Source organism: Pseudomonas sp. ES1, assembly GCF_050586605.1.
In the GTDB taxonomy this organism is placed as follows: Bacteria; Pseudomonadota; Gammaproteobacteria; order Pseudomonadales; family Pseudomonadaceae; genus Aquipseudomonas; species Aquipseudomonas sichuanensis.
This window is the reverse complement of record NZ_JBOBDM010000044.1, coordinates 29,255-54,559: the sequence shown is the minus strand read 5'-3', so window position 1 is coordinate 54,559 and position 25,305 is coordinate 29,255. Positions and strand designations below refer to the sequence as shown.

Genomic DNA, 25,305 nt, shown 5'->3' with positions numbered 1-25,305 from the left:
GGTCTTCACCGATACCCCACGCTCGACCGGCGTGGAAGTACGCCCATACACATCCTCGAAACGCTCGATATCATCCTCGCCCAGGTAGCTCCCGGACTGCACTTCGATGATCTCCAGCGGGATCTTGCCCGGGTTGCGCAGGCGGTGCACCGAGGCGATCGGAATGTACGTGGACTGGTTCTCGGTCAGCAGGAACACGTTCTCGTCACAGGTCACCTCGGCGGTGCCGGACACCACGATCCAGTGCTCGGCGCGGTGGTGGTGCATCTGCAGCGACAGCGCGGCGCCTGGCTTGACGGTGATGTGCTTGACCTGGAAGCGCCCGCCCATGTCCACCGAGTCGTACGAGCCCCACGGGCGGTACACCTCAAGGTGATTCTGGGTCTCGCTGCGGCCCTGGGCATCGAGGGTGTTGACCAGTTGCTTGACCCCCTGAACCTTGTCCTTGTGGGCGATCATCATGGCGTCCTTGGTTTCCACCACCACGATGTTCTCAAGGCCGATCACCGACACCAGCTTGCCGTTGCCGTGGATCATGCAGTTGTGGCTGTCCTGCACCACCACGTCGCCCTTGGTGACGTTGCCGTTGTCGTCTTTTTCGTGCACATCCCACAGCGACGACCAGCAGCCCACGTCGCTCCAGCCGGCCGACAGCGGCACCACGCAGGCGCGCTGGGTCTTTTCCATCACGGCGTAGTCGATGGAGTTGTCCGGGCAGCAGGCAAAGGTGGCTTCGTCGATGCTCAGCACATCGGCCTCTTCGTCACTGCGCTCCAGGGCCAGCAGGCAGGTGTCGTAGATGTCCGGGTCGTGTTTCTTCAGCTCTTCGAGGAAACGGCTGGCGCGGAACAGGAACATGCCGCTGTTCCAGAAGTAGCCACCGGCGCGGACGAACTCGCCGGCGCGTTTTTCGTCGGGTTTTTCAACGAACTGCGCCACCCGCGCCACGCCTTCGGGCAGCAGCGCGTCCTGGCTGGAGCGGATGTAGCCGTAGCCGGTCTCGGGCTTGGTCGCCGGCACGCCGAACAGCACCATCTCGCCGCGCTCGGCGGCCACGGTGGCCAGGGCCAGGGCGCGTTGCAGGGCCTTCTGGTCCTCGATCACGTGGTCGGCCGGCAGCACCAGCATCAGTTCGTCACGGCCTTCGTTGACCAGCTTCATGGCGGTCATCGCCACTGCGGGTGCGGTGTTGCGGCCGAAGGGCTCCATGAGGATCGCCTGGGTTTGCAGCTTCAGTGCGCCCAGCTGTTCCTGGACGATGAACTTGTGGTCCTTGTTGCAGACCACGATGGGCGTGTCCATGCCGTCGAACGCCAGGCGCTGGATGGTCTGCTGGAACAGCGTGTGCTCGCCGGTCAGGGCCAGGAACTGCTTGGGGAACTGCTTGCGCGACAAAGGCCACAGACGCGAACCGCTACCACCAGAAAGAATTACCGGGATCATGTTGTTTCTCCAATAAGGTCGTTAAGAGGCAGGGATCAGTTAGTGGACACAGGGCGGGTGACCCAGACCGGCGACAGGCTGCTGCCGGAGCCGGTGACATACAGCACGGCTGCTTCGCCGCGCTCCAGGGCGACGGGTTTGACGTCGCCGACTTTCTTGTCGCCTGCATACAGCGCGAGGTTGACCTTGACCGGGTTGATCTCGCGCTCGCCACGGCCCTTGGCCGCCACCGGCTTGACCACTTCGGTCTTGCCGTCGGCGGTTTTCAGGGTCAGTTGCTGGTCGCTGAGGTTCTGCACGCGGACCAGGGCTTTCTGCTTGTTCTTGAACGGTGGCTCTTCGATCAGCTGCGGGTTGGAGCCTGCGTTGTTGACCAGGGTGTAGTACTTGTCGGCGGCCAGCTTGACCGGGACGTTCTTGCCGCCGACCTGGGCGGTGTAGTCACCGCCGGGCAGGAAGCTGAAGTCGCTGCTGGCCTGCGCGCCGACCTGCTTGATCTGGGTATTGCCCACGCTCGCCGCAGTAGGGGCGCTGGTGGCGTTGTACAGGCGCACGAAGGTCGATCCTTTCGGCGCACTCGGGCCGTACAGGGCGGCGTCGGCACCGGCGAAGGCCTGCATCGAGGCCAGGGTCAGGCCGGCAGCGAGGGTGAGGGCTTTGGCAATGGAAGTCTTGGTGGTCATGTGCGTGTTCCTCTCTATCTTCAGTGGTCCGTCCGGTTGGACGACAGGGCCAGGTTTTCTTCGGATTTGCGGGAGTTCTTCAGCTGCGCGATCCACTGCGGATCGAAGGCGCTGAGGTCGTTCTTCATTGGCAGATATCGTTCGGGGAATTCCCACACCACAACCTGTGGCGGGGCGTTCTTGAAGGCGTCGCTTTGCAGGTACTTGAGCATCGGCAGCAGCGGGCCGTGGCCGTCTTCGGCGTAGTTGGCGACGTCGCTGCGCAGGGCCTGCTGCAGGGCGCCGAGGAAGTTCCAGTGCGGGTTGGCGCTGTAGCTGGTGCCCACCAACGCCACCGGGATCCGGCTGTCGTCGAACAGCGCGTCGTCGCCGCTTTGGCCTTCGGCCTGCACCGGCTGGGTCTTGCGCTGCTGCAGGGTGTCCGGGGTGGGCAGCAGGTTGCTGAACAGCGGGTCCAGCGGCAGGAAATTGGTCAAATCACCTTTGTACGGCGCGCTGGCGCCGGCCTCGGTGATGTACGCCTGGGGCTCGCCGCTGAGCAGGCCCTGGCGGTTGACGGCTTCGGCCAGGGACTGCGCGACCACCTCGGCGCCCAGCGGCGTCCAGTGGGTGTCGGTGCGCAGGAACACCTGGCCACGGGCCTTGGCTTGCTCCAGCGGGGCCAGCAGGTCGGGGGCGAACACATTGGCCTGGCGCACCTGGGCGTGGAACTGGTTGAACAGGTCGTCGTGCAGGCTGGCCGGGGTCTCCTTGCCGATGTACTCGGCATACAGGCGGGCCTTGGCCGGGACGATCGCCAGCACCAGTTGCACGCCCTGGCGCTGCAAGGTGTCGCGGATGCCGCGCACCAGCGCCAGGTTGTCCTGCATCTGCTGTTGCGCGTCGACGGCGGGCTTGAACTCTTCGTCGCTGAACAGCCATTGGTCGCGGCCCAGCACCACGCCGGGGCGGCCTTCATTGAACAGCTTGAAGTCCAGCGCGGCCCACAGGTTGGTGCCGATGCGCTTGATCGGGAACTGCTCGTCGTAGTGGGTTTCGGCGGCTTTGGCCAGCTTGCCGTCGAGCAGGGTCATCTGCCCGGTGCGGGTGAAGCTGTCCAGGCCACCGACCGACCAGGCGCCCAGCCCGACCAGCAGGCCCATGAACGACAGCGAGTAAGTGATGCGAAGTGTCCGGTTCATGTGTCGGGCCTCAGAACTGGAAGTACAGGAAGGGTGAGTAGCTCTGCGCCGAGAGCTTGAGCACCGAGGCGACGAACAGCAGCAGCACCAGGGCGCGGGTCATGATCCGCGTCCAGTCCAGGCCGACCGAGCCATCGGCGTTGATCTGCAGCGGGGTGGCCTTGGGCGCAGGCGCGGCATTGCGGTAGAAGTCGCGCAGGCCGAAGAACGCCAGGCTCAGGTAGGCCACGATCAGGGTCGCGACTTGCAGGCCGGTGAGGTTGGCGCGGTTGAGTTCCGACAGCTGCCACTCGCCGAAGCTGAACATGGCGCCGTACATGCGGCCGGCAACGTGCAGGTTCTCGGCGCGGAAGATCACCCAGCCGACCACCACCAGCAGGAAGGTGAAGGCCCATTTCACTGGGTTGAAACGCTGCGGGTTGGTGTCCAGGCCCAGTGCGCGTTCGATGGCCAGCCACAGGCCGTGCCAGGCGCCCCAGATGATGTAGGTGAAGTTGGCGCCGTGCCACAGCCCGCCCAGCAGCATGGTCAGGAACAGGTTGCGGTAGGTGTTGAAGGTGCCTTTGCGGTTGCCGCCCAGGGTGATGTACAGGTAGTCGCGCAGCCAGGTGGACAGGCTGATGTGCCAGCGCCGCCAGAACTCGGTGATCGACTGGCTGATGTACGGCTGCTTGAAGTTCTCCATGAAGCGGAAGCCCATCATCAGGCCCAGGCCGATGGCCATGTCGCTGTAGCCGGAAAAGTCGAAGTACAGCTGCGCGGTGTAGGCCAGCGCACCGAGCCAGGCATCGCCGGTGGTGGGGTTCTGCAGGGCGAAGCAGTGGTCGGCGACCACCGCCAGGGTGTCGGCGATGAACACCTTCTTGATGAAGCCCTGCATGAAGCGGGTGCAGCCTTCGGAGAACTTGTCCAGGGTGTGGGTGCGGTTGTTGAACTGGTCGACCAGGTCCTTGAAGCGCAGCACGGGGCCGGCGATCAGGTGCGGGAAGATCGCCACGAACGCCGCGAAGTCGATCAGGTTGCGGGTGGCCGGGGTGTCGCCGCGGTACACGTCGATGATGTAGCTGATCGACTCGAAGATGTAGAACGAGATGCCGATCGGCAGCAGCACGTGGGTGAGGATGAATGGCTCCAGGCCCATCGAGGTCATGATCGCGTTGAGGCTGTCGACCCCGAAGTTGGCGTACTTGAAGTAGCCGAGGATGCACAGGTCGACGCCCACGCCCAGCAGCAGCCAGCGCTGGGCGGGCTTGGTGCGTACGCCGGCGGCGCCCACCTTGAGGCCGATCCAGTAGTTCCACAGGGTCACGCCGGCGAACAGGGCGAGGAAGTCCACCCGCCACCAGGCGTAGAAGATGTAGCTGGCAACCAGCAGCAGCAGGTTGCGATAGCGGTTCCCGCTCACGTAGTACAAGCCGAGGAAGACCGGCAGGAACAGGAACAGGAACACGTTGGACGAGAAGACCATCCCGGTTCTCCTAGTTATGCACAGCACCTGGGGCACAGCGCCCCCCAAACCCCCCAGTTAAAACTGGAAGGCAACCTAGTCCCCTGTGGGAGCCGGCTTGCCGGCGATGCAAGGCACAGCCTTGCCCAGCGATAGCCGGGGCCGCTTTGCGGCCCATCGCCGGCAAGCCGGCTCCCACAGGGATCGCGTTACTTTTTCTGTTCCGCGCTCGGGTCATAGACCCGGGTCACATCACCGCCCAGCCTGAAGCTGTTGAACGGCTGCATGCCGTGCTTGCGCTTGAGGGTCTGGGCATCGCAGCGGTACAGCTGGCACCAGGGTTCGAGCCAGGCGTACTTGCTGTCGATCTTCAGGTCGCCCATGTCCTGCTTCTCGCCGTTGCGGGTCTTGAACGCGCTGGGGTCTTTCGAGCCGTTCAGCACCTTCTCGCCCAGGCGGCGCAGGGCGTTGTTGTTCTCGCCGCGCACATCCACGCCATTGGCCTGGGCGAAGCTGGCGATCATCGCCAGCGGCGGCAGTGCGTAGTTGTGGTAGGCCAGGGCGCGCTGCTTGCGCTTGAGTTCGTTGGGCAAGAAGCCCTGGGCATCGACCTGGTTGGCGCCGACCCGGTATTCCTTCACGGCCCAGTCGAACAGGTCGCGGCGGTCGGTGGCCACGGCGGTGGCCATCACCGACCAGGCCGCCCAGTAGCTGTGGTTGTTGATCTTCTCCAGCGGCAGGTCGCTCCAGTCGCGCACGGTTTGCGAGGCCAGGCGGCCCAGCCATTTTTCGATGGCTTGGGCCTCGGCCTGGTGCGCGGCCAGCGGCTGCGAGTTGGAGAACTTCAGGCGCAGCCACGAACCGCTCATGCTGCCCAGCGCCCATTTGCGCATGGACTTGCCGGTGTGGTTGTAGTCGCTGGACATCAGCGCGTCGGCGCGGGCCCAGCTGCCGAGCCAGTCCAGGGCGCAGTCGAGCTGGGCCGGGCGGCCGTCGCGCATGTACTGGCCGATCATCTTGCTCACGCCCTTCTCAAGGGTGGTGATGTCCTTGGTCGAGTCACGGAAGGCTTTTTCCGAGGCGACATTGAGCGTCGCCCGGGCCTTGTCGGAGCCCTCGTACTTGCTGCGAAACTGCAGCGAGCCGGTATAGGGCCTGGGCGCTGCCTCGCAGCGAAAGTTGCCGTCGCCGGTCTTGAGCTTTTCGATGCCCTCGTAGTACCCCTGGGGCGGTACCAGCGCGGCCTGCGCCGCACCGCCGAACAGGGCGAGGGCGAGCAGGGCGGGAGCGGTCTTGTGGCTGATGGATGTCATGGTCGCCTCACTGGCCAGCTTGCGCGGTGTGTTGCGCAGGGCTGGCGAAGTTGTTGCGTTTGCACAGTTTCGCTTCGACTTTCTGGGTGCCGCTTTCCGGCCCCTGGACTTCCAGGGCCAGCAGGTTCTGGCCGGCCCAGTCTTCGTCCTCGCGCATCTGGAAGACGAAGCGGCCGTCGGTGTCGGAGGTCTCGGGCTTCTCGATCTTGATGTCCTCGTGGCGGCCGTTGAGGTACCACAGGGTGGCCTGCAGCACTTTCACCGAGCTGTCCTCGAACTTGATGTCGAGCTGGTGGTTGCGGTTGACCAGGTCCTTGATCACGCCGTTCTTGCCGTTGACCATCAGCTCGTTCTTGCCGGGCTTGAGGGTGGCGCTGGCGCTCATCTGCGCAGGCCGTGCGTCGCAGCCGTCGTCGAGCAGGCCGAGGATCTGCCGCCAGATGGTTTCCTGGTCCAGGCGGTACAGCGGGGAGAATTCCCAGATCAGGATCTTCGGTGGGTTGTTCTGGAACTCCTCGCTGCCCAGGTACTGGATCATCGAGCCCTCCAGGCCACCGCCGGGGAAGGCGACGTTGAGCACGTCGGCGCCGATGTACTGCTCCAGAAAACCCGAGAAGTTGTAGTTCTTGCCGCTGTGGCTGGTGCCCACCAGGGTGATCTGCGCGTTGCCCGCGTCGCCGAACAGGTCGTCGCCGCCGCTGGCGCCCTTGGGCTCGGTGGCGAACTGGTCCATGTACTGCACCGCGTAGCTGGTGCCGCAGAGCTGGCCGGCGACGTTGTGCAGGGTGCCGGTCTTGCCCATGCGCCCGGATTTTTTGGTCTCGAACTCTTTGCGCGGGATGCCTTCGAAGGCCGGCATGTGCTGCACGGTGTCGGCCACGATCTTTGCCGCGCGCTCGGCACCGTAGGGCGTCCAGTGCTGGTCGCCACGGAAGTAGAAGTCCTTGCCCTGGTCGGCGGCGGCCAGTTGTTCGTTGGTCAGCGGCGACAGGTCGGGCACGTTGTAGCCCATCTTGCTGAAACGGGCGAGCATGGCCTGGTAGTTGTGCAGGGCCTTCTGATAATTGAACGCGGCCTTCTCTTCGGGCTTGAGCATGTTGCGGTTCACCAGGCCACGGGTGGGCTGGTACACCACCACCAACTCGACGCCGCGCTTCTTGAACGCGTCGTGCACCTGCTGCAGGCGCTTGTAGCCGCCGGGGGTGGTGTCGAACTCGGTGCGCAAGTCTTCACGGGTGCGGAACAGCCAGTCGCCCTGGGCTTGCACCAGGGTGGTGAAGTTCTGTTGGTAGCGCGTGGTGTAGCGGCTGGCGTCATGGGCCTCGGGGCACAGCTGGCAGCAGGGTTCGGCGCTGAAGGTCGGCGCCTTGACGTCCTCGGCGCGCACGCCCTGGCTGATGGCCAGGAGGGCGGCGGACAGGCCGAGCAGTTTGATCAGGTGTGGGGTCATGGTCTGGGCTTCCTTAATCGATCATTTCGGTCTGGCGTTCGACCGGGTCGATCAGCACGGCCTTCTGCTGGCGCACCAGCAGGTCGAGGATTTCGTCCTGGCGCTCGCCCAGCACACCGTTGAAGCTGATGCCGTTGGCCTTGCGCGGCATCAGCATCGACACCTTGTACAGCTCCACCGACAGCGGCGAGTCGATCGACAAGGGGCCGGAGCCGTTGGCCGCCAGCTCACCGCCGACCACGATCAGCGACACCTTGGTGTCGAACGGGTCGAGGGCGATGTCGCGGTCGGTGTCGGAGAGGTCCTTGATGTGCCCGTACACGCCCACCAGGCCATTGGCCATGGCGACGTTCTCGTACAGGCGGATGTTCACGCTGTTGCGCACGCGGATGCCGTGGCGGCGGTTGTTGATCAGCTTGTTGCCCCAGATCAGGTTGTCGCCGCTTTCGTACAAGGTGATGCCGTCGGTGTGGTTGCGGTAGATCTCGTTGTAGGCGATCAGGTTGTTGACGCTGTTACGGTCGATCACCACGCCCGAGAGCTTGTTGTCATAGCTCTTGTTGTTGATGATCCAGCTGTCGTTGACCTCGCGGGAGACGATGATCCCGTGCTTTTTCTTGGTGCCGTACACGGTGTTGCCGGCGATGATCAGGCGGTGCGAACGGTCGTGGGGGTCGATGCCATAGACGATGTTGTCGCGGTAGGTGCTGTCCTTGACCACGAAGTCGCTGGTCTCGTAGCAGTAGAAGCCGTACCACATGTCGCTGAACTCGGAGCCGATGATCCAGCCGGTGGGTTCCGGGCGGCCCATCTGCTTGGCCATGTTCGGCGTGTACTGCGAGATGCTCACACCGTAGGACTTGGACTTGGCGTAGCCGAAGCTGGCCATCTTGCTGTTGACGATGTAGGTCTCGGTGCCGCCCCAGCTGAGCAGGAACGGGCGGAACTCATCGGGCTTGCGGAAGGTTGCCGGGCCATTGGCCTGTTCACGCCAGCCGGTCACCTGGGTGTCGCTGACGAACAGCTTGCCGTCGTTGACGATGAACGCGCCGCCCTCTTCGGACAGGCGCAGCTCCTTGACCTTGGCGTCGATCTCCAGCACGCCCTTGCGCCCGACCACGATCGGCAGGCGCGCCAGGTAAACACCCGGCGCGGTTTCGCGCAGGTACTGGTTGGGGACCTTCTTGCTCAGTTCCACCAGGTCGACATGCCCGTCGTCGACGAAGATCGCCTGGGGGATGCCGTGCTGGCGGCGCACCCATTCGGCGCCCTTGTTATCGCCGCCGATGAACTCCTTGAGGGTGTCCTCCTGGAGCATGCGGCGCACGCTGACCTTGCCCTTGTGCGCGCGGTCGATCTTCTGCTGCACGGCGGCGGCGGTGTAGCCGGACAGGTCGGGCAGCTTGGGCGGGTCCATCAGCAGCGGCTCGATCGGCGCGCTGGCAACGGTGTAGGTCTTGGCTTGTTGCAGCCCCTTGGCCATTTCCGGCTCGGCGGCCTGGGCCAGGCCTGCGGCCAGCAACAGGGCGCTGGCCAGCAGGCTATAGCGAAGGTTCGGGTGCAGGTTCATGTCAAATCCTCTCCCGGCCTCAGAAGCGCCAGATCACGTCGACGAAGGCGCGGTGCATGTACGAGTCGGCCTCTTTGCCATAGGCGTCGCCTGGCTTGAACACACCGGCGCGCAGGCGCACCAGCGCCGAAGGCTCGTCGATCGACTGGCTGAGCGAGGCCGGCAGCAGGCCTTGCTTGAAGTACTTGGTCACGACCACGTCCATTTCCTGGCCGAGGTCTTTTTCGCCGTTGACCAGCGGGCGGTTCACGCCGCCGTCGTCGACCACCGCGTTGATGCCGCTGGAGCCGATGTTCTGCTTGCCGTCGACACGCCAGAACTTGTGGTAGATGAGGCTGGCGTCGTAGTCGTCGCGCAGCTGCCAGGAGGTGAACAGGGTGGCTGCCTGCAGGTTGCCCAGCTCGCCGCGGAAGGCCTCGCCGAAGCGGTGCACGCGCGAGCGGGTGCCGGTGAAGTTGGAGCGGTTGCTCTCAAGGCCGGTCTGCTCGAAGTTGTTCGAGCCATCGCTGCCACCGCCGCCGCTGCCTCGGGCGTAGGCCGCGCCGACCTGCCAGTTGGGGTCAAGGCGCAGGCGGATGCCAAGGTCGGTGGCCCAGGCATTGACGTCGCCGCTCTGCTTGCCGGTGGCGACCTGGTCGTTGCCCACTGCCTGGCTGCTGAGGGTGTCGCGGTCGCCGGTCAGCCAGGTGAGGCTGCCCCAGTAGTTGACGGTGTGCTCGTTGCGCCAGTTGTAGGCGTCGCTGTTGGCTTCCAGGCCCAGCCAGGTGAGATCGCCGGTGCGGGTCTTGTCGAGGGCGTCGACGGTTTCGCCGGGGCTCTTCAGGCTGCCGCTGTCATGGGTGTGGTGGGCGCGCACGCCGACCCAATGGCCGGGCGTCCACTGGGTGGCGACGTTGCCGAAAATGTGCGTGCGGTCCTTGTCTTCCGGGGCCAGCTCGGTGAGGTCGGTGCGGTATTCGCTGAAGCGCTGGGCCACGCCCAGGTCGGCCTTGAGCAGGGTGGTGTCGAAGGTCCAGTTCAGTGCTTCGATGTTGGTGTCGCGCCACATGCCATCGTCGCTGCGCAGGCGCTGGCGGCCCAGGCGCAGTTGCTCGCCGGGGTAGGCGGTGAGGCCGCTGTAGCCGACCCAGAACTCGCGCATGGCCAGGTAGCTTTTGTCTGGCTTGCGGCTGTCGTCGCCATTGTCGGTGGTGCTGCCGTCGTCGTTCTGGCGCAGGGTGTCGGTTTCGATGATGTCGGTGGCGGTGACCGCCTGGCCCATGGCGAAGGCGCTCCAGTTGCCACGCTCGCCGTACACCCAGGGGCGCAGGTCGAGGCCGAGGCCGTTGACGTCGCCGCCTGCGCGGGTGCCCAGGTCGCGGTCGTCCTCGGACTGGCCGGTGATCTTCACATCCAGGCCGAAGTTCTTCTGTGCGGTTTCGGCGGCCAGGGTCGGCATCGACCACAACAGGGCGAAACTCAGGCCGATGCCGGCTTTCACGAAGGGGTTGAGCGTCATAGCGAATCCTCGGCGTCTACGGCTGTTTCGTCGTCTTGCAGGGCCTCGATGGCCAGGGTGCTGTTGGCGCCCTGGAACAGGCTGCTGCGCGCCTGTTTTTCCTGCGCCAGCAGTTGCTGGGCCTGGCTGCGCTGCTCGGGCGTGAGCTGCTGGTCGAGCTGTTGCAACAGCTCGCTCGACTGCGGCGTGGGGTTGGCCTGCGACAGTTGCGCGAACACCCAGGCATTGGTGGGCGCGGGGCGGATGCCATGGCCTTCGCTGAACAGCTGGGCGAGGGCGTAGTCGGCGCTGTTCTGCCCGCCACGGGCGGCGCTGAGCAGGTGGTCGACGGCTTTCTGCGGCGCCACGCTGCCCAGGTAGCCACGGCGGTAGAGCTGGCCGAGGTAGTAGTCGGCGCTGACTTCACCGGCGTCGGCGGCGGCCTGCAGGTGCTGCTCGGCCTTGGCGGCGTCGGCCGGCACGCTCTTGCCTTCGTAGTAGAGGCGGCCCAGCAGCAGTTCGGCGCGTGGCTGTTCGGCTTCGCGGCCCTTGTCGATGTAGGCCAGCAGCTGGTCGGTGTCGCCCAGTTCGGGGAAGTCGTAGAGCAGCTGCGCCAGGCTCACCCAGGACGCCGGGTTGGCCGGGGCGACTTGCTCCAGCAGGGCCTTGGCGGTCTTCTCGTCGGTCTGGCCCAGGCTGCGGTCGGCCAGCACGCGGGCGACGCTGTCGACCCGGGTGGCCGGCACCGTGCCACGGGCGTAGGCGGCCTTGAGCTGCTCGAGCAGGGCGGCCTGTTGCTCGGGCTGGGCGCGTTTCTGGTAGACGGTGGCCAGTTCGACGTAGCAGATGTCGGTGCTGGCCAGCGCGGCCTTGCAGATTTTTTCCACGTCGGCCAGGTGCTGGTCGTAGCTGCCCTGGGTGCGGTACAGCAGGACCTGGGCCAGGCCCGCCTCGGGATTGCCGGCGGCGCGCCACTGGTCGATCTGCTGCTGGGCGTTGACCTTGGGGAAGCTCTGCGGGTACTGCAGGTAGAGCATCGCCAGCGGGATCAGGGTGTTGCCTTCGCCTTGCAGCGCGGCCTGTTTGAGCAGGCGCTCGGCCTCCTCGCGTTCGGCCTGGGTGCTGTCGGGCTTGGCCACCAGCAGGCGGCCAAGCCGGGCCTGGGCGCGGGGCGAGGTGGCGGCTGCCGCGCGGTAGGTGGCCTCGGCCTGCTTGAGCTTGGCCGGCTCGCGGGTGGCCACCTGGATATCGGCCAGGCCCACTTGCGCGTCGCTGTAGCCCAGGTCGGCCAGGGCCTTGTAGTTGCGCTCGGCGGTGGCGGTGTCGCCGCGTTTGAGCGCTTCGTTGGCCAGGCGCTGGTCGGGCAGGCCGGCGCAGCCGGCCAGGGTGATGGCCAGGGCCAGGGTGCATAGCCCGAGGCTGATGCAATCACTGTGGGAGCCGGCTTGCCGGCGATTGGCCAGTGCAGGCGCTACATCCGTTGGGCGAGTGCTGCGCACTCGATCGCCGGCAAGCCGGCTCCCACAGGTATCGGGGTGTCTGCTGGTCATCGGCATGATCCTCTTACAGCCCGCGGGCCACGGCTTTGTCGATCAGCCAGTTCAGCGACGGGCCACGGTCGCTGTTGACCGCGGCCGGGCGGCCGGCGAGTTCGGCCGGCAGGCCGTCGTCGGGCTTGATCTGCACGCGGATATCCGAGGCCAGGTTGTCGGTGTCCAGGCTGCTGCTGCCGACGATGCGGCCGCTGCGCACCTCGTCTTCGCCGGCGATCTGGAAGTTGACCCGGGTGCCCGGCTTCACTTCGTCGAACTGGCGGTAGCTGAAGCGCGCTTCGACCATCGGGTTGCTGGTCCGCGGGATCAGTGCGAACACTGGCTGGCCCTTGCTGGCGTACTGGCCGTCATCTACCAACTGGCGCGACACCACGCAGTCGCACGGGCTGGTGAGGGTGCCGGAAAGCTGCTTGCCGAACAGTTCCTCGACCTTGGCCGGCTCCAGCTGCGCGTCGTCCAGGTGGCCCTTGAGCAGGTCGAGCATGCTGGTGTTGAAGGTCGCCAGCGGTGCGCCCTTGGCCACCGGGGTGCCGTTCTCGACCAGGCTCTGCACGCTGCCGTCACGGGGCATGGTCACGGTGGTGGTGGGGACCGCGACCACGCCGGCTTCGGCATGGCTGACGAAGTACAGGCCGTACAGCGACTTGGCGACGAAACCGAAGGCCACCAGGCCGACCACGAACACGCCGGCGGTGACGGTGACCGCCCGCAGGCGGCCGAAGGCCGAGAGGCCGGAGCCTGTGTTGTTCTGCTTGCGCGCCTTGGTGAAGTTGTCGCGTTGCAGGGTGCTGAGCACGTCGCCGACGCTGATCAATTCACCGGACAGGTGGCTGGTGATGATGTGGCGCAGGGTGGCGATGTCGCGCGGCTCCAGGTTCTGGAACTCGGTGCCGGTGCGGCCGCTGTCGCGGCTGCTGGTGCGTACCAGCAGCTCGACGTCCATCGACAGCCCCAGGTTGTCGACCACGAACTGCAGGCGCCCGCGCAGCACTTCGCCTTCGGCGAGCGGTTTCTTGGCGTGGAAGGACAGGCCCCCGGCGGAAAGATCGTCCACCTTCACATCGTGCGGCTCGCGGTTGCCGTCCAGGTAGCGCAGCTTGGCGGGGATACGTACCCGGGCGTGCTGGCGCTGCGCTTCGGACTCATGCACGACATTGACGTTCACGGCGGTATTCATGGCGATTTCGTTCCTGTTATCCGATCCGGGTTGGGCTCACACGACCATGAACAGCACGGCGACGAAGATGCTCGCGGCCGAGAAGGTCATGGTCCGCGAGGACCAGGTGTTGAACCATTGTTGAAAGCTGGCGAGGTCGCGCTTGAGGGCAGTGGGCTGGCGGGTCCAGGACTGCCTGTCGAGGCGGAAGAACACGTAGATCTTCATCACCGCGCCGACGATCTGGTTGTAATAGAGAATCAGCGGGTAGGCGGGGCCGACGCTGTGGCCCGAGCACAGCAGCATGATCGTCAGGATCAGGCGGGTGATGCCGATCCACAGCAGGTACACCAGCAGGAACTGCAGGCCGAACTTGAAGCTGGCGATCACTGCCACGGTCAAGCCCAGCAGGCTGGTCCACATCGACACGCGCTGGTCGAACAGCACGATGCTGGTGAACAGCCCCAGGCGCTTGAGGCCCAGGCCGAGGGCGCGGGAGTTCTGCCGCAGGTTGTTGCCGTACCAGCGGTACATCAGCTTGCGGCTGGCCTTGACGAAGCTCTTCTCCGGCGGGTGCTCGACCGTGTTGATCGCCGCGTCCGGCACGTAGAAGGTGTCGTAGCCCAGGCGCATGAGGCTGAACCAGCTCGACTTGTCGTCGCCGGTGAGGAACTTGAAGCGGCCCAGGCGCCAGTGCATCAGCGAGTCGCTTTCCACATCGGCGATGAACTCGGGGTCGGTCACGACGCTTGCGCGGAACATCGACATGCGCCCGGTCATGGTCAGCACGCGCTTGGAGAGGGCCATCGAGCACATGTTGATGTGGCGCTGGGCGAAGCGCAGCTTGTGCCACTCGCTCATGATGTAGCCGCCGCGCACTTCGCAGAATTCGTTGGTGGTCAGGCCGCCGACGTTGGGGTAGAGCTTGAACCAGGGCACGGTCTTGCGGACCACGCCCTCGCCGAGCACGGTGTCACCGTCGATCACCGCCACCACGGCGTGGTCGTCGGGCAGCATCCGCGAGATGGCGCGAAAACCGTAGGCCAGGCCGTCGCGCTTGCCGGTGCCGGCGATGCGCACGATGTCCAGGGCGACGTGGGCGGGCGGGTTGTACTTGGCCCACAGGCTCTTCACCAGCAGCTCGTCGGACTTTTCCACCAGCGAGCAGACCACGGTGGTGGGGAAGCCGCAGTCGATCGCCTCGCGGATCACCGAGCTGTACACCTGGGCGGTGGTCAGGGCGTCGATGCGAAAGCTGGTGACCATCAGGTACACGTGCGACGGGTCGGCCGCGGAGCCCAGCTTCTGCACCTTGCGGCGCAGGTAGGGGTAGACGAGGTACAGGAAGATCATGCCGCGGATGAAATGGGTTGCGCCCATGGAGTAGCGCCAGATGCCGACAGCACCGACCAGGAAGATGAAGTGCTTCGACTGCGAATCGAAGATATCGCTGGGCAGGGCCAGGGCGATCAGCATGAGCAGGCTCATGTAGAGCAGCCAGCCGGCGCACTGCAACAGCACTGTCTGGAACCTTTGCATGTTCGGCATCCGTCGAGAATTCGGGGGTGGACGGGCGGCGCGCTGGGGAGGGACGCGCCGCCCGGCCGGGGTTACCAGCAGATACCTTCGGTACGGCTGGTGGTGCAGGTTGGCTTGCTCATGAACCCGACCAGGTCGATCACTTGCTTGCCTTCCGGCGCTTGCTGGGCGAGGGCGCGGAACTGCTCGTCACGGTTGCCCAGGACGATGATCTCGGCGTCGTTGACCACCTGCTCGAAGTTGGCGTTGAGCAGCGAGGAGACGTGGGGGATCTTCGACTCGATGTAGTCCTTGTTGGCGCCGTGCACCCGGGCGTACTCGACGTTCTGGTCGTAGATGTCGAGCTGGTAGCCCTTGCCGATCAGGCGCTCGGCCAGTTCGACCAGCGGGCTTTCGCGCAGGTCGTCGGTACCGGCCTTGAAGCTCAGGCCGAGCAGGGCGACCTTGCGCTTGTCGTGGCTTTCGATGATGTCGAAGGCGTTCTGTACCTGGGATTCGTTGCTGCGCATCAGCGAGTCGAGCAGCGGTGCCTTCACATCCAGGCTGGCGGCGCGGTAGGTGAGGGCGCGCACGTCCTTGGGCAGGCACGAGCCGCCGAAGGCGAAGCCCGGGCGCATGTAGTACTGGGACAGGTTGAGCACCTTGTCCTGGCAGACCACGTCCATCACGTCGCGGCCGTCGACGCCCACGGCCTTGGCGATGTTGCCGATCTCGTTGGCGAAGGTCACCTTGGTGGCGTGCCACACGTTGCAGGTGTACTTGATCATCTCGGCCACTTCGATCGGCTTGCGGATCACCGGGGCGTCGAGCTCTTCGTACAGTGCTTGCAGCACGTCGCCGCTGGCGCTGTCCAGTTCGCCGATGACGGTCATCGGTGGCTGGTCGTAGTCCTTGATCGCGGTACTTTCACGCAGGAACTCGGGGTTGACCGCGACGCCGAAGTCGACGCCGGCCTTCTTGCCCGAGCAGTCCTCGAGGATCGGGATCACCACGTTCTTGACGGTGCCCGGCAGCACGGTGCTGCGCACCACGATGGTGTGGCGGCGGCTGGTGTCGCGCAGTACGTAGCCGATTTCGCGGCACACCGACTCGATGTACTCCAGGCCCAGGTCGCCGTTTTTCTTGCTCGGGGTACCGACGCAGATCATCGACACGTCGCTGGCACGGATGGCTTCGGCGAAATCGGTGGTGCCACGCAGGCGGCCATTGGCCACGCCCTGTTGCAGCAGTGCTTCCAGGCCCGGCTCGACGATGGGCGACTTGCCCCGGTTGATCAGGTCGATCTTGGTGCTGGACACGTCCACACCAATCACTTCATGGCCGCGTGCCGACAGGCAACCGGCACAGACTGCACCCACATAACCCAAACCAAAGATGCTGATACGCATCGCATTCACCTCGTGTGTTTATCACGCCAGCCCTTGTTCGAAAGAGCCAGCCGGGTTGATTGACCAGCAGTTTTCGGGCGCACGGCTCCCTGGCGAATTGACACTTCACCGTGCGCAGGCATGAATAAATCCGGAGCGCAGAAAGTTATGCACTCAACGTTGGCAAGCTAAGGCCAGTATTAATAAGGCGTGCCCTGAAATGCAGCCGTCTTTATTGCAGTTCGCCGTATGCGTACTGCTGTGCTTGTTTTTTCAAGTGGATAAATCCTTTGAAATCAACCACTAGGACGTATGTTAGGGGCGCTTGTCTCCTGCATGGATAATGGCTTTTGGCACTTCCTGTACCGCCTTTGAAGTTTGTTGGTTGTGCGCGATAGCGGCACTTTGTCATCTGTAAGTCATCTCTCACGCTGCGGCGCTTGAAACTTGTTACGGGTGCTATGAGCCATGCGGCGCGGTAGAAGTTCCTGGCCGGGTTCGGCGCGGATGAAAGATTTCTAAATATTTTTTCAGTGGCAAATACTTTCACTTTGATGGCACGCGCTAGTTTCACCCCCGGCTATAAAGGGCGAAAACCAAGCGGGATGCTTATATGCCAGCATTCGAAAATATTTTTCAAAATTCGTCAAAAAAGTACGAACGGTCTTATGGCGTTTTGCGATAAAGGTATGGGTGGTGGTTTTTGGGCGTCTGAGTATTGGCGTATTTGGGGTGTGAAGGGCGGGGGCTCGCCGACAATTTTGCGGCGCTTATGAGATCGAGCGCCGCCCGCGCGGCGCATCGCTGGCAAGCCAGCTCCCACATTTGTTTCGGGCCAATTATGCCTGTAAGGGTACCGCTACCCGCCTTGGTGCATGTCTTGAGTCATGTGGCGCGGCGGCAACGCCCACGCTGAAACCGCGTCGTACCAACAAGGCGGACAGTGATGAACTCACAGGAGTAACTGGCCCGAAACAGATGTGGGAGCTGGCTTGCCAGCGATGCGCCGCGCGGGCGGCGCTCGATCTGGTAGGCGCTGAAGAACTCCCGGCGAACACCAGGGCGCAGGTATCAGTCTTCGGCGTGATCGCGCAGGAACACCAGGTGATCAGGCTTGGACTGCTCGGCGCTGTAGTAGTAGCCCTGCACATCGAAGCGCTTGAGCTGCTCGGGGTCGTTGATGCGCTGCTCGATCACGAAGCGGCTCATCATCCCGCGGGCCTTCTTGGCGTAGAAGCTGATGATCTTGTACTGGCCGTTCTTCAGGTCCTTGAAGTCGACATTGATCACCCGCGCCTTCAAGGCGCTCTTCTTCACCGCGCTGAAGTACTCGTTGCTGGCCAGGTTGAGCAGCACGTCGTCACCCTGTTCGGCCAGGGCCTGGTTCAGCCACTCGCTGATGCGCGTGCCCCAGAAGGCATACAGGTCCTTGCCGCGGGCATTGGCCAGCTTGGTGCCCATTTCCAGGCGGTAGGGCTGCATCAGGTCCAGCGGGCGCAGCAGGCCGTACAGGCCGGAGAGCATGCGCAGGTGCTCCTGGGCATAGCTGAAGTCGTCTTCGCCGAGGCTTTCGGCGTCCAGGCCGGTGTACACATCACCCTTGAATGCCAGCAGCGCCTGCTTGGCGTTGGCCGGGGTGAAATCCGGGGTCCAGCTGCCGAAGCGCGCGGCATTGAGGCCGGCGAGCTTGTCGGAGAGGTGCATCAGTTCGCTGATCTGGGCCGGCGACAGCTCGCGCAACTGCATGATCAACGCCTGGGAGTCGTCCAGGTACTGGGGCAAGGTGTGGCGCTGGGTTACCGGCGGGGTGTCGTAGTCGAGGGTCTTGGCGGGGGAAATCACCGTCAGCATCGGGTCGGCTCCTGGAATCAATCGGCGGATTCTACGGGGCTGGCGGGGCAACGCCAAACTATGGCGACGATAGCCAGGGCACATGGCCACGGAGTTTCGCCGGGCGTCGCGCTATAGTGCGCGGCATGCCTTCATGGAGACCGTTCATCGTGCGTATCGCTTTTGCCTTGCTGGCCGGGCTGCTGAGCCTGGGCGTGCAGGCTGCTCCTGCAGATTTCGTCAGCTTCGAGCGCAGCCTGTGGCCCGAAAAACTCGACAGCCCGGCGTTGTTCGACGTGGCCTCGCGCGCCGAGATCCTTTCGTTTGCCCGGGTGCTTCAGGAAAGCGAGATGCTCGATGAGCAGGCGCTGGCGGAGCGCCTGGGCTTGCGCCAGGTCAACCTGCCGGTGATCCGTGCGCTGCGGGCGCGCATGTGGCAGCGGCTGTGGAGCAACTATCAGCAGGCGCAGCAGAGTTGCGAGCAGGATGCGTCGTTTTGCTATCCGTTGGAGTCAATGGCTGATTTGCGCATGAAATCGGCCACATTTGCCGCAGAAGTCGGCAAGTTCTACGCCACTTGGATCGAGCCCAGCCACCAGTTCTACACCCGCTACCTGGACGAACTGCTGCGCAAGGCGGCGGTGTTCCCGCAGACCTCCAGCGAGGTGGAAAAGCTGTCCGCGCGCGAGCGAAACGGCGATGAGCTGAACGACCGCATGTTCCTCCTGAGCTTCGTCGGCGGCCCCGGCCCTGTGGGTGGCAATACCGATGGCCTGGCCGACTATCTGCGCCGGCAGAAGCTCGACGGCATCTTCTTCGTGCTGGGCAATCGGCTGCAGCAGCGCCGTGACAGTGGCGCGCTGGCCGGGCTGTATGCAGGCCAGTGCGTGGGCATCCAGGGCTGGGAGTACCGTTCCCATGCCCAGTGGCAGGGCTGGCAGGACTCGCTGCGGCGCAGCCAGGCGCGGGTTCAGGCGGACCTGCCAGCGCAATATGTGCCGTTGTTCCGCCCGCCCTACGGGCAGCGCCGCGGGGATGGCGAGGCGTTCATGGCCAGCCAGCGGTTGCGGGTGTCGTTGTGGGATATCGATGCCCAGGATGACGGGCCGTTGACCGCCGAGGCCTCGGCGCAGCGGGTGATGACCCTGATGCTGCTGTGGCGCAAGGGGGTGATCCAGTTCCGCGACCACCTGCCCAAGGCGCAGCCGGCGCTGGAGTGGCTGTTGCAGCATACGGCGCAGAGCGGGATTGGCTGGGAGGGGTGTCGGGAGTATGGGTTGGCTGAGTAGGTTTGGCTGTTGATTGCATGATGGCGGCTAGGTGTAGGGCGATGGATTTGCAGCGCTCTTGAGATCGAGCGCCGCCCGCGCGGCGCATCGCTGGCAAGCCAGCTCCCACATTTGTTTCGGGCCAATTATGCCTGTGAAGGTACCGCTGCCCGCCTTGGTGCATGTCTTGAGTCCGGCGAGGCGCCAGTGGTGCCCACCTCAATATCGAGTCGAACCAACAAGGCGGACAGTGATGAACTTGCTGGAGTGATTGGCCCGAAACAGATGTGGGAGCTGGCTTGCCAGCGATGCGCCGCGCGGGCGGCGCTCGATCTCATAGGCGCTGCAATGTCTGAAAGGATCACCAAAAAACCAGCTAAAACACGGCATTTGATCTCTGAGCGTAGTCCTACCCAACCCTCACGCCAAGCCCTGTTCGTCAATCGGAAAAATAAACTTCATCTGTGCGTAAAAAGACTTTTTACCGTCATGGTTTTTGCGGTATCAAGGAACCAGACAGCCGAAACCTGCAGCACAGGTGGCGTCATCCACGCCAGCCTTGTCAGGTGAAGTCCCCGCCCGTAACAACGCGGATACGGGGGAAACGGCAGTCACTCTGCGGCGCAGCCGTTCGCGCCGTGTGGCTTTCACATAAGGTGACCGAGTATGGATGACCAAGGACGCAACCCTTCCTCCAACCAGCCAATCCTGTATGTGCTCGATACCAACGTCCTGATTCACGACCCTAACGCCCTGCTCAACTTCGAGGAGCACCATGTCGCCTTGCCGATGACGGTGCTGGAGGAACTCGACAAGCTCAAGACCGGTAAACACACCATCGCCGCCGAATGTCGCCAGGCCATCCGCCTGATCGACCAGACCCTGGGCGACGCCTCGCCCAGCGATGTGGAGAAAGGTGTCCCGATCCAGCGCGGCAAGAGCGGGCCCAAGGGCTTCCTGTCCATCCTCATGAGCACGCGCAACGAGCCGAACCGCCTGCTCCCCGAAAACCTTGCCGACAACATCATCATCAACCAGTTGCTGGACCTGCGCGCCAAGCGCCCGGACCTGGACGTGGTGCTGGTCACCAAAGACATCAACATGCGCCTGAAGGCGCGCGCCTGCGGGATTGCCGCCGAGGACTACAGCACCGACCAGCTGGTCGACGACGTGTCCTTGCTGTCCAAGGGCTACCACTCGGTCACCGGCTCCTTCTGGGACCGGGTCAGCAAGGTCGACACCCGTCAGGAGCGGGGCCGCACCTGGCACCGGGTACAGATGATCGACAACCTGCCGGCTGTGCACATCAATGAGTTCATCATCGATGAGCAGGGCTTCGTCGGCTGGGTCAAGGGCATCCGCGACAGCGAACTGCTGCTGCTCGACCTGCATCAGGAGCCGCTGCTGCACCAGGAGGCCTGGGGCCTGAAACCGCGCGACATCCATCAGAGCCTGGCGCTGTTCGCCTTGCTCGACCCGGATATCCACCTGGTCAACCTGACCGGCGCCGCCGGTTCCGGCAAGACCATCCTGGCACTGGCCGCGGCCATCGAGCAGACCATGGTCAGCAAGCGTTACCGGCGCATCATCGCCACCCGCAGCGTGCAGGGGCTGGACCAGGAGATCGGCTTCCTGCCGGGCACCGAGGCGGAGAAGATGGAGCCTTGGCTGGGCGCCATCACCGACAACCTCGAAGCCTTGCACATGGATGACGAGAGCACCCACGGCAGCGTCGAGTACATCCTTGAAAGGGTCCCGCTGCAGTTCAAGTCGATGAACTACATCCGCGGGCGCAGCTTCCAGCAGAGCCTGATCCTGATCGACGAGTGCCAGAACCTCACCCCGCACCAGATGAAAACCATCATCACCCGTGCCGGTGCAGGTTCCAAGGTGGTCTGCCTGGGCAACCTGGCGCAGATCGACACCCCCTACCTGTCGGCCACCAGTTCCGGGCTGACCTACCTGACCGAACGCTTCAAGGACTTCCCCCACGGCGTGCACATCACCCTGCAGGGTGTGCCGCGCTCGGTACTGGCCGAGTACGCCGAGTCGCATCTGTAATACTTCGCGGGGCAAGTCGTATCGGCATACCGCCGATGCGACTTGCCCCGCGCTGCCCTCTGCTCAAACCTGACCCACGGGTTTACACTCTGCTTTCCCTTCACAGGAGCAGAGCTGTGCTGACTCATCTTGATTCCCAGGGGCGCGCCAACATGGTCGACGTCACTGAAAAAGCCGTGACCGCACGCGAGGCGTTGGCCGAGGCGCGGGTGCGCATGTTGCCGGCCACCTTGCGCATGATCGTCGATGGCGAACACCCCAAGGGTGACGTGTTCGCCGTGGCGCGTATCGCTGGCATCCAGGCGGCGAAGAAGACCAGTGACCTGATCCCGCTGTGCCACCCGTTGATGCTCACCAGCGTCAAGGTCGAGCTGGCGGCCGAGGGCGAGGACGTGGTGCATATCGTCGCGCGCTGCAAGCTGGCCGGGCAGACCGGCGTCGAGATGGAAGCGCTGACCGCGGCCAGTGTCGCCGCGCTGACCCTCTACGACATGTGCAAGGCGGTGGACAAAGGCATGGTCATCGAGCAGGTGCGCCTGCTGGAGAAGGTCGGCGGCAAGAGCGGCCACTACAAGGTGGAGGGGTGATGAAGGTCAAGGTCATGTATTTCGCCCGCTATCGCGAATTGCTGGGCGTCGATGACGAGCGGGTGGAGGGCACCTTCAAGGTGCTGGACGATGTGCGCCAGGCTCTTGTGGCCAAGGGCGGGCAGTACGCCGTGCTGGCCGAGCAGAACCTGATGTGCGCACGCAACGAAGAACTGTGCAGGCTCGATGAGCCGCTGGAGGAGGGCGACGAAGTCGCGTTCTTCCCGCCGGTGACCGGAGGCTGACCATGGCCGTACGTGTGCAGGAGGCGGCGTTCGACCCGGGGTTCGAGGTCAACGCCATGCACGCCGCCAACGTCGGCGTGGGTGCGGTGGTCGGCTTTGTCGGCTACGTGCGCGATTTCAACGATGGCCAGGACGTGGCGGGGATGTTCCTCGAGCACTACCCGGGCATGACCGAGAAGGCCCTGGCCAAGATCGTGGTCGAGGCCGAGCAGCGCTGGCCGCTGCTCAAGGTCGAGGTGTTGCACCGCATCGGAGCCCTGGAGCCGGGCGAGCCGATCGTGTTCGTCGGGGTGGCCAGCGCACACCGCCAGGCGGCATTCGACGCCTGCAACTTCATCATGGATTACCTCAAGACCCGGGCGCCGTTCTGGAAGAAAGAACAGACCGGCGACGGCCCGCGCTGGGTCGAGGGCAAGCAGAGCGATGAGGACGCTGCCCGGCGTTGGTGAACCAGCTTTTTCGGGGCGTGCATTTCGTCTCGGAGGTGGTTGAGTTTCAAGACAAAAAAGTCCAGTATGGAATCATAAGTACAAAATGATTCCATACGGCCTTGCGGCCTTTGTCTTTACCTCTGTCTTGCACCACAACCTCCAATAATGAGCGAGCGAGATTCCGATGAAGAAAATCACCCTGATCAGTGGTCTGGCCCTGGGCCTGTTGGCCGGCAGCAACCTGTTCGCCGCCGAGCCGGTGCTGCGTATTGGCATCGAAGCCGCCTACCCGCCGTTTGCCTCGAAGAACGACAAGGGCGAAATCGTCGGTTTCGACTATGACATCGGCAACGCCCTGTGCGCGCAGCTCAAGGTCAAGTGCGTGTGGAACGAGGTCGAGTTCGACGGGCTGATCCCGTCGCTGAAGGTGAAGAAGATCGACGCCGCCCTGTCGTCGATGACCATCACCGACGAGCGCAAGAAGTCCGTGGACTTCACCCACAAGTACTACTTCACCTCGTCACGGCTGGTGATGAAGAAGGGCGCGGCGGTCGATGACCAGTACCAGAGCCTAGTCGGCAAGACCATCGGTGTGCAGCGCGCCACCACTACCGACCGCTACGCCACCGAAGTGCTCGAGCCCAAGGGCGTCAAGGTCAAGCGCTACAGCAACAACGAAGAGATCTACATGGACCTGGCATCGGGGCGGGTGGATGCGATCTTCGCCGACACCATCCCGCTGGATGACTTCCTGTCGATGCCGCGCGGCGCCGACTACGCCTTCGTCGGCCCGGAGCTGAAGGACCCGAAATACGTTGGCGAAGGTGCCGGCATTGCCGTGCGCAAGGGCAACGGCGAGTTGGTCAGCCAGCTCAACGGCGCCATCGACGCACTGCGGGCCAGTGGCGAGTACCAGAAGATCCAGGGCAAGTACTTCAAGTCGGACATCTACGGCGACTGAGCCGCCCTGGGTTCAAGGCCTGAGCCGTTTCAGGCCTTGAGCTCCTTCAGGTGCTTGTACACCGTCGCCCGTCCCATCCCCAGCACATTGGCCACGTAGTTGGCCGCACTCTTGCCTTTGAACGCGCCCTCGGCATGCAGGGCCAGCACCAGCTCGCGCTTGTGGTCGCGGTTGAGCACGCTCAGGCTCAACTGGTGCTCGCGCAGCCAACCATTGAGGAAGGTGTTGATGCGTTCCTGCCAGTCGTCGCGGAACAGCGCATCGGGCTGGGGGATCAGCCGGCTCGGCGAGAGGAACAGGTCCAGCGCCGCCCGGGCGTTTTCGAACAGCGAGATATTCAGGTTGATGCACAGCACCGCCAGCGGCTTGCCTGCGCTGTCGCGCAGCACGGTGCTCAGCGAACGGATCTTCTGCCCGTCCCAGTTGAGCTTCTCGTAGGGGCCGATGTTGGTTTCGTCGGTGCCGGGCTCAAGCAGGTCTTCCAGGGCGGCATCGTCGCCGATCTCGCGTTTGGACAGGTTGTTGGCGATGTAGTCGATCTTCTGGCTGCGCAGGTCGTGCAGCACCACCTCGGCATGGGGGAAGAACAGGGTGGCGATCGCGTCGGCGATGGCCCGGTAGTTGTCCAGGGCCGGGTCGGGGCTAGGTGAAGGCATCGTGGCAGGCTCCATGGGGTATCAGCGCCCTTGTGCCAAGGGCGCTGGGAGTGTGCCGCAATCACGGCGGCGCGTCATCCGTGCGGGCCTCAGCTGGCCTGTTGCAGGCGATACAGGGCATTGGCCAGGGCGATGTCTTCCAGGCCAAGGCCAATGGAGCGGAAGAAGGCGTGGCGCTGGTAGCTCGGCACGGGCGCCTGGCCGCTGAGCAGTTGCGCAAGGTCGCCGATGATTGCCTCGGGCTGCCAGCCGGTCTGCTCGGCGGCGATCAGCATTTCGCCGGCGCTGCCTGGGGTGGTCACCCGGTAATCGCAGTACACATCCATATGCTGCAGGCTGGCCGGGGGCACCTCATGGGCACGCACGGCATTGGTGCTGATCGAGGTGATCAGTGCCGGCTTGCTCAACTGGTCGGGGTCGATCACCGGGCCGGCCGAGGAGGTGCACAGCATGATCACGTCGGCATCGACCAGCGCCTGCTCCAGGTTGTCGGCCAGTTGCAGGCGATCGTCCAGGTCGGTCAGTTGCTGGCGTTGCGCGGCGCTTTGCCGGGCGAGGCTTGGCGAGAACAGGCGGATGTCCTGCCACTGGCGCAGGCCACGCACGTAGTGCAGGTGGGCGCGGGCAATGGCGCCGCTGCCGATTACGGTCAGGCGCCGGGCCTGGGGCGGGGCCAGGGCGTCGACGGCCACGGCGGTGGTGGCGGCGGTGCGCGCGGTGGTCAGCTCGCCAGCGTCGCACAGCAGCAGCGGCTGGCCGCTGTCCATCGACATCAGCAGGGTCCAGGCCGTCACCAGCGGGCCCTGCTCGCGGACGATGTAGGGTGAAGTCTTGATCCCGTAGACGCGCTCCTCGGCCAGCACCCCGCCATAGTTGATGAAGTCGCCGCGCCCGGCGGGGAACTCCACCAGTTGCTGAGGGGGCTGTACCGCTTCGCCTGCGGCCAGGTCGCGGAACAGCTTGCGCAGGATCTGCGGCACGTCCAGCTGGCCGAGCAGGTGGCGGGCGTGTTGTTGATCGATGACGAGGGGCGTGGGCATGGACGGCTCCTGATAAACAATTTAGTCCATTATGGACTTTTTGTTCT

Annotated in this window: 21 protein-coding genes; 6 read left to right on the top strand and 15 right to left on the bottom strand. The window is 64.3% G+C overall.

Features of this window, described 5'->3' with window-relative positions; all coding sequences use genetic code 11:
- The 13 genes from ACQ4N9_RS18410 to yaaA form a co-directional block, all read right to left on the bottom strand.
- On the bottom strand, nt 1-1,443 hold a 1,443-nt coding region (locus tag ACQ4N9_RS18410; RefSeq protein ID WP_430933439.1), incomplete at its 3' end, for a mannose-1-phosphate guanylyltransferase/mannose-6-phosphate isomerase.
- Between the two features lie 35 nt (nt 1,444-1,478).
- Nucleotides 1,479-2,126, bottom strand: a complete 648-nt coding sequence (locus tag ACQ4N9_RS18405) for an alginate O-acetyltransferase AlgF (protein ID WP_390967014.1) — start codon at nt 2,124-2,126, stop codon at nt 1,479-1,481.
- 20 nt (nt 2,127-2,146) lie between these two features.
- A complete protein-coding gene (locus tag ACQ4N9_RS18400) occupies nt 2,147-3,307 on the bottom strand; it encodes an alginate O-acetyltransferase (RefSeq protein WP_390967016.1) in 1,161 nt (386 codons plus the stop codon).
- A gap of 10 nt (nt 3,308-3,317) precedes the next feature.
- On the bottom strand, nt 3,318-4,775 hold the full coding sequence (locus ACQ4N9_RS18395) for an MBOAT family O-acyltransferase (RefSeq protein WP_390967018.1): 1,458 nt from the start codon (nt 4,773-4,775) through the stop codon (nt 3,318-3,320).
- A 188-nt stretch (nt 4,776-4,963) separates the two neighbouring features.
- The gene (locus ACQ4N9_RS18390; protein ID WP_390967020.1) at nt 4,964-6,067 is read right to left on the bottom strand and encodes a mannuronate-specific alginate lyase; all 1,104 of its coding nucleotides are present in this window, start codon (nt 6,065-6,067) and stop codon (nt 4,964-4,966) included.
- Between the two features lie 7 nt (nt 6,068-6,074).
- The gene (locus tag ACQ4N9_RS18385) at nt 6,075-7,517 is read right to left on the bottom strand and encodes an alginate O-acetyltransferase (protein WP_390967022.1); all 1,443 of its coding nucleotides are present in this window, start codon (nt 7,515-7,517) and stop codon (nt 6,075-6,077) included.
- A gap of 13 nt (nt 7,518-7,530) precedes the next feature.
- Entirely contained in the window at nt 7,531-9,087 is a 1,557-nt protein-coding gene (algG, locus tag ACQ4N9_RS18380; RefSeq protein ID WP_390967024.1) for a mannuronan 5-epimerase AlgG, read from the bottom strand.
- 19 nt (nt 9,088-9,106) lie between these two features.
- Nucleotides 9,107-10,585 carry an alginate export family protein gene (locus ACQ4N9_RS18375; RefSeq protein WP_390967026.1) on the bottom strand — a complete coding sequence of 493 codons (1,479 nt, stop codon included), beginning with the start codon at nt 10,583-10,585 and terminating at the stop codon, nt 9,107-9,109.
- On the bottom strand, nt 10,582-12,120 hold the full coding sequence (gene algK, locus ACQ4N9_RS18370; RefSeq protein ID WP_390967028.1) for an alginate biosynthesis TPR repeat lipoprotein AlgK: 1,539 nt from the start codon (nt 12,118-12,120) through the stop codon (nt 10,582-10,584). Before algK ends, ACQ4N9_RS18375 begins: the two co-directional genes overlap by 4 nt.
- 7 nt (nt 12,121-12,127) lie before the next feature.
- Entirely contained in the window at nt 12,128-13,294 is a 1,167-nt protein-coding gene (locus tag ACQ4N9_RS18365) for an alginate biosynthesis protein Alg44 (RefSeq protein ID WP_125462672.1), read from the bottom strand.
- Nucleotides 13,295-13,330: 36 nt separating this feature from the next.
- Nucleotides 13,331-14,812: a glycosyltransferase family 2 protein gene (locus ACQ4N9_RS18360; RefSeq protein ID WP_390967030.1), complete on the bottom strand. Its 1,482-nt coding sequence runs from the start codon at nt 14,810-14,812 to the stop codon at nt 13,331-13,333.
- A gap of 71 nt (nt 14,813-14,883) precedes the next feature.
- Nucleotides 14,884-16,200 carry a nucleotide sugar dehydrogenase gene (locus ACQ4N9_RS18355; protein ID WP_125462674.1) on the bottom strand — a complete coding sequence of 439 codons (1,317 nt, stop codon included), beginning with the start codon at nt 16,198-16,200 and terminating at the stop codon, nt 14,884-14,886.
- Nucleotides 16,201-17,250: 1,050 nt separating this feature from the next.
- Nucleotides 17,251-18,030 (bottom strand): peroxide stress protein YaaA, encoded by a 780-nt coding sequence (gene yaaA / locus ACQ4N9_RS18350; protein WP_390967032.1) that lies wholly within the window; start codon nt 18,028-18,030, stop codon nt 17,251-17,253.
- Nucleotides 18,031-18,179: 149 nt separating this feature from the next.
- On the opposite strand from yaaA, the gene ACQ4N9_RS18345 reads away from it, so the two are divergent.
- The 6 genes from ACQ4N9_RS18345 to ACQ4N9_RS18320 all read left to right on the top strand — a co-directional run bounded on the left by ACQ4N9_RS18345 (nt 18,180) and on the right by ACQ4N9_RS18320 (nt 23,562).
- Nucleotides 18,180-19,298, top strand: coding sequence for a polysaccharide deacetylase family protein (locus tag ACQ4N9_RS18345; RefSeq protein WP_390967034.1), 1,119 nt, complete (start codon nt 18,180-18,182; stop codon nt 19,296-19,298).
- A gap of 645 nt (nt 19,299-19,943) precedes the next feature.
- The gene (locus tag ACQ4N9_RS18340; RefSeq protein WP_110991660.1) at nt 19,944-21,338 is read left to right on the top strand and encodes a PhoH family protein; all 1,395 of its coding nucleotides are present in this window, start codon (nt 19,944-19,946) and stop codon (nt 21,336-21,338) included.
- Between the two features lie 116 nt (nt 21,339-21,454).
- On the top strand, nt 21,455-21,925 hold the full coding sequence (gene moaC, locus ACQ4N9_RS18335) for a cyclic pyranopterin monophosphate synthase MoaC (protein WP_390967036.1): 471 nt from the start codon (nt 21,455-21,457) through the stop codon (nt 21,923-21,925).
- Nucleotides 21,925-22,170 carry a molybdopterin converting factor subunit 1 gene (gene moaD, locus ACQ4N9_RS18330; protein WP_390967038.1) on the top strand — a complete coding sequence of 82 codons (246 nt, stop codon included), beginning with the start codon at nt 21,925-21,927 and terminating at the stop codon, nt 22,168-22,170. Before moaC ends, moaD begins: the two co-directional genes overlap by 1 nt.
- Nucleotides 22,171-22,172: 2 nt before the next feature.
- Nucleotides 22,173-22,619, top strand: coding sequence for a molybdopterin synthase catalytic subunit MoaE (moaE, locus tag ACQ4N9_RS18325; protein WP_110991657.1), 447 nt, complete (start codon nt 22,173-22,175; stop codon nt 22,617-22,619).
- Nucleotides 22,620-22,785: 166 nt separating this feature from the next.
- Nucleotides 22,786-23,562, top strand: a complete 777-nt coding sequence (locus ACQ4N9_RS18320; RefSeq protein WP_125857518.1) for an ABC transporter substrate-binding protein — start codon at nt 22,786-22,788, stop codon at nt 23,560-23,562.
- Between the two features lie 29 nt (nt 23,563-23,591).
- Here the strand turns inward: ACQ4N9_RS18320 and ACQ4N9_RS18315 are convergent, their stop codons facing one another.
- Together ACQ4N9_RS18315 and ACQ4N9_RS18310 are read right to left on the bottom strand one after the other, a co-directional pair.
- Nucleotides 23,592-24,218, bottom strand: coding sequence for a helix-turn-helix transcriptional regulator (locus ACQ4N9_RS18315; RefSeq protein WP_125462680.1), 627 nt, complete (start codon nt 24,216-24,218; stop codon nt 23,592-23,594).
- A gap of 89 nt (nt 24,219-24,307) precedes the next feature.
- The gene (locus ACQ4N9_RS18310) at nt 24,308-25,258 is read right to left on the bottom strand and encodes an ornithine cyclodeaminase family protein (protein ID WP_390967041.1); all 951 of its coding nucleotides are present in this window, start codon (nt 25,256-25,258) and stop codon (nt 24,308-24,310) included.
- Nucleotides 25,259-25,305: the final 47 nt, after the last annotated feature.

Excerpts from the sequence above, each read along its gene's own strand:
- ACQ4N9_RS18405 (WP_390967014.1), bottom strand. The coding sequence starts at position 2,126 with ATGACCACCAAGACTTCCATTGCCAAAGCCCTCACCCTCGCTGCCGGC.
- ACQ4N9_RS18400 (WP_390967016.1), bottom strand. The coding sequence starts at position 3,307 with ATGAACCGGACACTTCGCATCACTTACTCGCTGTCGTTCATGGGCCTG.
- ACQ4N9_RS18395 (WP_390967018.1), bottom strand. The coding sequence starts at position 4,775 with ATGGTCTTCTCGTCCAACGTGTTCCTGTTCCTGTTCCTGCCGGTCTTC.
- ACQ4N9_RS18390 (WP_390967020.1), bottom strand. The coding sequence starts at position 6,067 with ATGACATCCATCAGCCACAAGACCGCTCCCGCCCTGCTCGCCCTCGCC.
- ACQ4N9_RS18385 (WP_390967022.1), bottom strand. The coding sequence starts at position 7,517 with ATGACCCCACACCTGATCAAACTGCTCGGCCTGTCCGCCGCCCTCCTG.
- algG (WP_390967024.1), bottom strand. The coding sequence starts at position 9,087 with ATGAACCTGCACCCGAACCTTCGCTATAGCCTGCTGGCCAGCGCCCTG.
- ACQ4N9_RS18375 (WP_390967026.1), bottom strand. The coding sequence starts at position 10,585 with ATGACGCTCAACCCCTTCGTGAAAGCCGGCATCGGCCTGAGTTTCGCC.
- algK (WP_390967028.1), bottom strand. The coding sequence starts at position 12,120 with ATGCCGATGACCAGCAGACACCCCGATACCTGTGGGAGCCGGCTTGCC.
- ACQ4N9_RS18365 (WP_125462672.1), bottom strand. The coding sequence starts at position 13,294 with ATGAATACCGCCGTGAACGTCAATGTCGTGCATGAGTCCGAAGCGCAG.
- ACQ4N9_RS18360 (WP_390967030.1), bottom strand. The coding sequence starts at position 14,812 with ATGCAAAGGTTCCAGACAGTGCTGTTGCAGTGCGCCGGCTGGCTGCTC.
- ACQ4N9_RS18355 (WP_125462674.1), bottom strand. The coding sequence starts at position 16,200 with ATGCGTATCAGCATCTTTGGTTTGGGTTATGTGGGTGCAGTCTGTGCC.
- yaaA (WP_390967032.1), bottom strand. The coding sequence starts at position 18,030 with ATGCTGACGGTGATTTCCCCCGCCAAGACCCTCGACTACGACACCCCG.
- ACQ4N9_RS18340 (WP_110991660.1), top strand. The coding sequence starts at position 19,944 with ATGGATGACCAAGGACGCAACCCTTCCTCCAACCAGCCAATCCTGTAT.
- moaD (WP_390967038.1), top strand. The coding sequence starts at position 21,925 with ATGAAGGTCAAGGTCATGTATTTCGCCCGCTATCGCGAATTGCTGGGC.
- moaE (WP_110991657.1), top strand. The coding sequence starts at position 22,173 with ATGGCCGTACGTGTGCAGGAGGCGGCGTTCGACCCGGGGTTCGAGGTC.
- ACQ4N9_RS18320 (WP_125857518.1), top strand. The coding sequence starts at position 22,786 with ATGAAGAAAATCACCCTGATCAGTGGTCTGGCCCTGGGCCTGTTGGCC.
- ACQ4N9_RS18315 (WP_125462680.1), bottom strand. The coding sequence starts at position 24,218 with ATGCCTTCACCTAGCCCCGACCCGGCCCTGGACAACTACCGGGCCATC.
- ACQ4N9_RS18310 (WP_390967041.1), bottom strand. The coding sequence starts at position 25,258 with ATGCCCACGCCCCTCGTCATCGATCAACAACACGCCCGCCACCTGCTC.